Origin of the sequence: Pseudovibrio sp. W74, from assembly GCF_001623085.1 — a bacterium.
GTDB lineage: Bacteria > Pseudomonadota > Alphaproteobacteria > Rhizobiales > Stappiaceae > Pseudovibrio.
This window is the reverse complement of sequence record NZ_LMCJ01000002.1, coordinates 161,117-168,632: the sequence shown is the minus strand read 5'-3', so window position 1 is coordinate 168,632 and position 7,516 is coordinate 161,117. Positions and strand designations below refer to the sequence as shown.

Here is a 7,516-nt window from a genome sequence, read left to right as displayed (position 1 = left end):
CCTGAAGACGAACAGGACATTGTCGATGGCGCTTATTGGCTGCGCAAGCCGGGACCGAATGCAGAAGTTGTGATCGCGTACACCGGTGCCGTCGCACCAGAGGCAATCAACGCTGTTGGGATGATGGCGGAAGACCGCCGTGATGTTGGTCTGCTGGCAATCACGTCTGCTGACCGCCTCAATGCTGGTTGGACAGCTGCGCAGCGCGCTCGGGACCGTGGGGCAATGCATGCGCGCAGCCACATTGAGCGCTTGTTTGATGATGTGCCGGACAACTGCTCGCTCATTACAGTGCTGGATGGGCACCCTGCCACCCTTGCATGGCTTGGTGCGGTGAAAGGCAACACGATCCGCACACTTGGTGTGGAGCACTTTGGTCAGACTGGCACCATTGCCGATCTTTATGCTCATTACGGCATCGACACCCAATCCATTTTGCGGGCGGCTGAAACGATTTCGACAGGTGGCAAGATTCGCTACATCAAGGCGGGCTAGACTTGCAGGCGGAAGCGGTGTGTGGTGCATTGCTTCTGCCGTTTTACTGTTCAATTTCGTTCTTATTGAACTCATGCCTGCTGCAAGGACTTCGCTGTGACCTCTGATCTTTCCCAGTACACGCTTGGCTATGACATCCCTGCCCTACCGGGAATGAAGCTGGATGATGTGCAAACGCCTGCTTTGATTGTTGATCTTGATGCCTTTGATCATAACCTGCTGAAAATGCGTGATGAGATTGCCAAGTATGGTGTTCGCCATCGCGCTCACTGCAAAATGCATAAGTCTGCTGAAGTTGCAAAACTACAGATAGAGCGAGGCAATGCTTGCGGCGTGTGCTGCCAAAAGGCGAGCGAAGCAGAGGCTCTGGCGAGAGCAGGCCTCGCTGACATTATGGTGTCCAACGAGGTTTGTGATCCCTACAAGATTGATCGTTTGGCACAGCTTCCCAAGCTTGGTGCACGTATCCTAGTCTGCACGGACAATCTGGCTAATATTGCAGATCTCTCTCAAGCCGCAGTCAAACACGCAACACAGCTGGAAGTTCTGGTGGAACTGGATTGTGGTGGTGCCCGGTGCGGCGTGGCAGATAGCGCTGCTGTGTTGGAGCTGGCAACTGCAATCATCGCAGCAGCCAACTTACGGTTTGCGGGCATTCAGTCTTATCAGGGCGCTGCACAACATGCCTATGATTATGCTGATCGAAAAGCGCTGCTGGATACGGCAATCACGATCACCAAGGATGCTGTAGACCTGCTGGAAAGCAAAGAGATCCACTGTGATATCGTTGGCGGCGCAGGGACTGGCTCATACCCGTTTGAAGCAGCCTCCGGTGTGTTCAACGAGTTGCAATGCGGGTCCTATCTCTTCATGGATGCGGACTACCGCAAAGTGAAAGACAAAGATGGCAAGCACTTACCTGCTTTTGAGCATGCCCTGTTCCTGCTGACTTCGATCATGTCCACTGACATCGATGGGCAAGCCGTTTGCGATGCAGGGCTGAAGGCACACAGCATCGATTCCGGGCTGCCGACTGTGTTTGAGAGACCTGACCTGCAAAGTCTTGATTATTCAGATGAGCATGGCGTCCTGAAGGATCCGCAAAACTCGTTGAAGATCAACGATAAGATCAAGCTCGTTCCTGGGCATTGCGACCCGACCTGTAACCTGCATGACTGGTATGTGGGTGTACGTGACGGTGTCGTGGAAACGCTTTGGCAGGTGACAGCCCGTGGTAAGTTTTACTAGGCGTGCAGAACCTTGGTTTGACAGCAACATCCATCCTCTGTAGGTTGCGCGGCAAGGGATCAGGCCCCTGCCGCTCGCAGAGCAATGCTCATGGTGAAGCCTGAAACAAAAGATGCGACTTCAGCCCAGACAAGCGGGTTGGTGGCAATGCGAGCTCCATCAAGTTGATCCCGCATAGTTTGAGGCTATGAAATGAACGGATCTCTTCCTTCCCTTTCCGCGTTAAAAACGCAAGCGAAGCAATTGCGTGCTGCGCTGGAAAAACGCGGCGAAACAATTTCGCACTCCCAGACACTGGAGCTTATTGCTCGCCAACAAGGCTATAAGGACTGGAACACCCTTTATGCTGCCGTTGGCAACCGTCCACCTGTGTCGTTTCTGCGGCCCGGTGACAGGGTTGCCGGCAAGTATCTTGGACGTCGGTTTGCTGCCGAGGTTCTAGGCGTTCAAAGCTCCGTCGCAGCCCACCGGGTGCGGCTGACATTGCACTTTGATGAGCCGGTTGATGTGGTGAGTTTCAAGAGCTTTTCTGCGTATCGTCAACGAGTGACCTGCACCGTAAATGCGGATGGCATGACGAGCGAAAAGACCTCTGATGGCGAACCGCACATGGTTCTAACAGGGCTCTAATCTTACCTCGCAAAAGAACCGGGAGACGTGACGCCTCCCGGTTTCCCAGTGGACACAACCACCCTGTGCATCAATGCGATCTCAACCGCAAAATGCTTGGTGAGGTGAAACTGTTGCTTGAATATCCGTGCTCAATTAAACTATACTGTGATACTCATATTTAAATTGCTGGCGGTGTGATACAATCGCCAGATGCACGAAAGAGGCGCTGGCCATGGATGTTGGGGCAAATGATGTTTACCTGGAACGCCAACCGGAACGACTGGTTCTGGAAGGCTATCGCCGCTGGTCATCCGGCTTCGAGACAGGTTCCATCACACCCTGGGAAATGGCATGGGACCTTTATAGCGAAGTTCTTGGGCATCAAAATGCAGGAGTAGCGCTCGCCAGCCTGTCTCAATACGTGCGCACACTCAAGCGCTGCGCAGCCTGCCCACTACGCTCCTACCCTTATGATTCTCAGCATCTTTGTGTTGAAGAATGCCTGACCATGGGCCTGATTGCTGGCTTGCAACATGATGTCGACACCGTTGAGCTGTGCCTACAGCACATTACCTGTCCGCAAAGATGCGAAGAAGTAGAGCAAGCTGCTGCGAACTTCGCCGAGACCCTCAAATCCCTCGGTCAAGTCATGCTGCCTGTACCGTGTCATGTGCTGACTGATATTCTGAAAAAGAGCTCAGGCGGAAGCATGCATTAGGCTTGAAATAGAAAGCGCTTCTTAAAATATTGTGCGGCTCGTGTTTGTGAGCTGAAGCCTTCAAATTGATTTCATTACCAATTGCAATGGACGAGTCTGCGTCCGTGCAGGCCAATCTCTTCTATAATTCCCTCCAAACCATCCGCCTCCTACCACATTAATATATCCGCCGCAGCTCTCTGATATCTCACAGGTTTCCCTCTGGGTGCACTGCGATAAATCAGTGGTTGTGCACAGTAGGTATTTACAAGCACAGATTCCTGTTTCTAAAATTGGTCTGACGTCTGATGGCAGACGAAATCAAATAGACATCTGTGCGGAGCCTAATGTGCCAAGCCCATCCAACAATAAAATTCGGCCAATCAAGACCGAGGACAGAAGCGACGCAATTCTGCAGTCGCTGACAGATTTCATCGTGGAGGAAGGCTTGCAGCCCGGTGACAGATTGCCCACGGAACGAGAGCTGATGAACGGCCTGAAGGTTGGCCGCTCGTCCATTCGTGAGGTGATCCGCCATTTGCAAGCATTGGGGATCGTGGAGATCCGCCGTGGGTCAGGGACATACTTGAAGCGCCCGCTCTCGGAGAAAACCGTTTACCTGCCACTGTCCATTGCAACCAAGCGCGATGGCCTGTTGCAAACGCTGGAAGTGCGCCGGGCACTTGAAGTTGAGGCCTCTATACTGGCAGCCAAGCGGGCGACGCCGGAAGAGATTGACGAGATGCGCACCAAGTTAGAGCATATGGAGTCGGTCCATCATCTCAACGGCACGGCTGGCCCGGAAGACCTTGAGTTTCACCTGTCTATTTACCGCGCTGCAGGCAATCCGCTGTTTGAGCAATTGTTGCAGCAGATGCGGGAATCTTTTGAGAGCTTTTTTGATATGCCGTTCGACCGCAAAGATTTTGCCGGACGGTCTTTTCCTTTTCACCGACAATTATTTGACGCCATTGCCGCTGGAGACACGGAGATGGCCCGCAAACATACCTTGGAAATTTTGAGCGTGGTTGAAGAAGATATTGTGCAAATGGCACAGGAAACGGACGCAGTATGATCGACCTGTGGGGGGAGGACACAGCAACAATCGTGGCGCATGATGAAACATCCTTTGCGGATGCAGTCGTGCCACCGATTTTTCAAAACTCGCTTTTCACGTTCTCTTCCTATCAGGAGATGTGTGAAACCTTCGCGGGTAAGATCAACCGCCCGGTTTATACGCGCGGGATCAACCCAACCGTCCGTGCTTTTGAGGAGAAGATTGCCAAGCTGGAGGGCGCTGAAGATGCACTGGCGCTTTCCAGTGGTATGGCCGCTATTTCATCCGCAATCCTGTCTGTGGTGAAGCCCGGTGACCGGATCCTGTCCGTCAAACATGTTTATCCGGACACTTTCCGTTTCTTTGAAATCTTCCTGCGCAAGTTTGGTGTGAGCGTTGATTACATCGATGGCGGCAATTTGGCGACGGTTGAAGCTGCCTTGCCCGGGCATACTCTGTTTTATCTGGAAAGTCCGACCAGCTGGATCATGGAGGCCCATGATGTGAAAGCGTTGTGCGCCCGAGCCAGGGAAGCTGGTGTCACAACGATCATCGACAACAGTTGGGCTTCACCCATCTTCCAGAACCCGATCAAGCTGGGCTGCGATATTGTGGTCCATTCAGCATCCAAGTACATCAGCGGCCACAGTGATGTGGTTGCGGGGGTGATCGCAACGTCTGCTGCGCGTGTGGCGCAAATCCGCGGGGAAGTGACCCAGTATCTGGGCGGCAAGATTGCACCGTTTGAGGCGTGGTTGTTGTTGCGCGGCCTGCGGACACTGCCAATCCGCATGAAAGCCCATGAGCAGGCTGGGATGGAGATTGCCAAGCGACTGGCTGAACATCCTCTCGTGAAAACTGTTTTTCATCCGGCGTTCCAGAATAAGGCCCATCCGGGTCTGCGTGGAACTTCCGGTCTCTTTTCAATTGAACTGGCAGACAATGTCAGCGTCGAAGCACTGTGTAATCACCTGAAAATTTTCAAAATGGGTGTGAGTTGGGGCGGGCATGAAAGCCTGATTTGCCCTGCGCAGGCCTCTCTCATTCAATCGGGAGGACCAAATTCAACCGCATTCTTTGGCGTGTCACCGCACGTCGTTCGCCTGAATGTTGGCCTTGAAGACCCTGAGGATCTCTGGGGGGACCTCGAAGAAGCGTTAGGGGCAGCATCAGAATAACATTGCTAGAGGAGAGGCAATTATGAGTTTGAAGAAATTATTGGCCGCAAGTCTTGTGGCAACAGCTATTGCAGGTCCGGCAGCTGCTGAAACCAATCTTCGACTGGTGGAAGTGATCACAAGCCCGGAACGTACCAAGGTTTTGCAGAGTATTGTTTCGGAGTTTGAAGCGGAAAATCCGGGCACCAATGTCGAAATCATCTCGTTGCCCTGGGGGCAGGCTTTCGAGAAGTTCGCGACCATGGTTTCTGCTGGTCAGACACCGGATGTGGTTGAAATGCCAGACACATGGGCTGCGCTTTATGCCAATAACGGCGCTTTGGAAAGCCTTGAGCCCTACCTGAAGAGCTGGGATGGCACCGACAAGCTGAATGCCCGCACCATTGAGATGGCACGCAGTGGTTCCGGTACAGCTTACATGCTGCCCTACGGTTTCTATCTGCGCGCCATGTTCTACAACAAGAAGCTCTTCAAGGAAGCGGGTGTTGAAAAACCACCTGTGACATTGGATGACTTCCGTGATGCAGCTGAAAAAGTATCGGCTCTTCCCGGCAAGTACGGCTTCTGTCTGCGCGGTGGTTCCGGCGGTTTGAATGGCTGGGCCGTTTTTGGGGCAACGGCAGCTGGCACAGATCAGTTCTTTGATGAGGAAGGCAACAGCATCATGTCCACGGATGCGTGGATCAAGGGTGCACAGTTCATGGTGGACCTCTATCAGGATGGTCTTGCACCAAAAGACAGCCTGAACTGGGGCTTCAACGAGATCGTGGCAGGCTTCTACTCCGGCACATGTGCCATGCTTGATCAGGACCCGGATGCACTGATTGGCATTTCGCAGCGCATGGACCCGAATGATTTCGGTGTGACCACTATGCCAAAAGGTCCAAATGGCAAGGCCTACCCAACCATCGGGTATGCGGGCTGGTCCATGTTTGCTGACAGCGAAGACAAAGACGCCTCCTGGAAGCTGATTGCGAAGCTTCAAAGCCGTGATGCGAACCTTGAGTGGTCCAAGCGTGTGGGAACTCTGCCGATCTACAAAGATGCAGAAAGTGATCCGCACTACAACACGCCGCAGTTTGCTGGTTGGTTTGAAGAGCTGTCCGATCCGGACGTCCACCCGCTGACAATGCCAACACATCTTGAAGAATTTGCGTTCTTCAAAGATTCCATCTCCATCCGCACCAGTCAGGAGGCTCTGCTGGGTCGCAAGTCTGCGGAAGAGCTTGGCAAGGAGTGGGGGGAGTACCTCACAACAGCACAGAAAAAGTGGCTGGCTAAACAGTGATGACAGCTGCCACAGACCTTGGAACACACCCTGCCAGTCGGCAGGGTGTGACTTCCCGCAGATTCCTATCCCGATTTGAGCCCTACTTTTACGCAGCCCCTGCCATTGTGCTGTTGGTGACTGTGATGATGGTGCCGCTGGTGGTTGGCCTGACCTACACAGTCAGAGATATCCGCATCCTCAATCCGTTCAGTGGCGGTTATGTGGGCTTTGCGCATTTTGAGGCGGTCTGGCACGACCAGAACTTCCATAACGCCCTTTACAATACCTTCTGGTGGACAGTCAGCTCACTGTTCTTTCAGTTCTTTCTGGGGTTAACGCTCGCTCTGCTGCTCAACCGCACTTTTCCGGGACGGCGCATCATCCAGTCGCTTGTTTTTCTGCCATGGGCGGTGCCTGCATTCCTGTCTGGCCTCAACTGGGCATGGATGTTCAATCCAGTCATCAGCCCCCTGCCCCAATGGCTGTTTGCGCTCGGCATCCTGAACGAACCAACCAATATTCTCTCAGATCCTGACCTCGCCATGTGGGGACCCATCGTTGCCAACATTTGGTTCGGTATCCCATTTTTTGCGATCACTTTGCTGGCTGCGCTTCAATCCATTCCAGGTGAGATTTACGAGGCCGCATCCATCGATGGCGCGAGCCGCAAGCAGCAGTTTGTCAGCATCACGCTGCCGTTTCTAGCGCCAACCATCGCGATTACGCTGATGCTGCGCACCATCTGGATCGCCAACTTTGCGGATCTCATCATCGTCATGACGAATGGTGGTCCGGCAGATTCAACGCAGATCGTCTCCAGTTACATCTTCACGCAGGCTTTCCGCCGTCTGGACTTTGGCTATGCCTCCGCAATTGCGGCAGTGCTGCTGGTTCTGTTGATGGCCTATGCCGTCTCCATCATCTTCATCAGACGCAGTCTGCTGCGCGAAACCTGAGGC

Annotated in this window: 7 protein-coding genes and 1 pseudogene; all 8 read left to right on the top strand. The window is 53.3% G+C overall.

Annotated features, from left to right (window positions below):
- Window positions 1–495 (top strand): annotated as a pseudogene (locus tag PsW74_RS29590) (transketolase); the annotation flags it as partial.
- A gap of 96 nt (window positions 496–591) precedes the next feature.
- The gene (locus PsW74_RS01525; RefSeq protein WP_063287506.1) at window positions 592–1,743 is read left to right on the top strand and encodes a DSD1 family PLP-dependent enzyme; all 1,152 of its coding nucleotides are present in this window, start codon (window positions 592–594) and stop codon (window positions 1,741–1,743) included.
- Window positions 1,744–1,935: 192 nt separating this feature from the next.
- Complete coding sequence (locus tag PsW74_RS01520; protein WP_057461441.1) at window positions 1,936–2,373, top strand: glyoxalase superfamily protein; 438 nt, start codon at window positions 1,936–1,938, stop codon at window positions 2,371–2,373.
- 214 nt (window positions 2,374–2,587) lie between these two features.
- Entirely contained in the window at window positions 2,588–3,073 is a 486-nt protein-coding gene (locus tag PsW74_RS01515) for a hypothetical protein (RefSeq protein WP_063287507.1), read from the top strand.
- 328 nt (window positions 3,074–3,401) lie between these two features.
- Window positions 3,402–4,127, top strand: coding sequence for a FadR/GntR family transcriptional regulator (locus PsW74_RS01510; RefSeq protein ID WP_057461439.1), 726 nt, complete (start codon window positions 3,402–3,404; stop codon window positions 4,125–4,127).
- On the top strand, window positions 4,124–5,287 hold the full coding sequence (locus PsW74_RS01505; RefSeq protein ID WP_063287508.1) for a PLP-dependent transferase: 1,164 nt from the start codon (window positions 4,124–4,126) through the stop codon (window positions 5,285–5,287). The genes PsW74_RS01510 and PsW74_RS01505 overlap by 4 nt, the downstream gene beginning before the upstream one ends.
- Window positions 5,288–5,315: 28 nt before the next feature.
- Complete coding sequence (locus PsW74_RS01500) at window positions 5,316–6,575, top strand: sugar ABC transporter substrate-binding protein (RefSeq protein ID WP_063287716.1); 1,260 nt, start codon at window positions 5,316–5,318, stop codon at window positions 6,573–6,575.
- Window positions 6,575–7,513, top strand: a complete 939-nt coding sequence (locus tag PsW74_RS01495) for a sugar ABC transporter permease (protein WP_063287509.1) — start codon at window positions 6,575–6,577, stop codon at window positions 7,511–7,513. Before PsW74_RS01500 ends, PsW74_RS01495 begins: the two co-directional genes overlap by 1 nt.
- Window positions 7,514–7,516 lie beyond the last annotated feature (3 nt).

Coding starts and splice junctions, on each gene's coding strand:
- PsW74_RS01520 (WP_057461441.1), top strand. CDS start 1,936: ATGAACGGATCTCTTCCTTCCCTTTCCGCGTTAAAAACGCAAGCGAAG.
- PsW74_RS01515 (WP_063287507.1), top strand. CDS start 2,588: ATGGATGTTGGGGCAAATGATGTTTACCTGGAACGCCAACCGGAACGA.
- PsW74_RS01505 (WP_063287508.1), top strand. CDS start 4,124: ATGATCGACCTGTGGGGGGAGGACACAGCAACAATCGTGGCGCATGAT.
- PsW74_RS01495 (WP_063287509.1), top strand. CDS start 6,575: ATGACAGCTGCCACAGACCTTGGAACACACCCTGCCAGTCGGCAGGGT.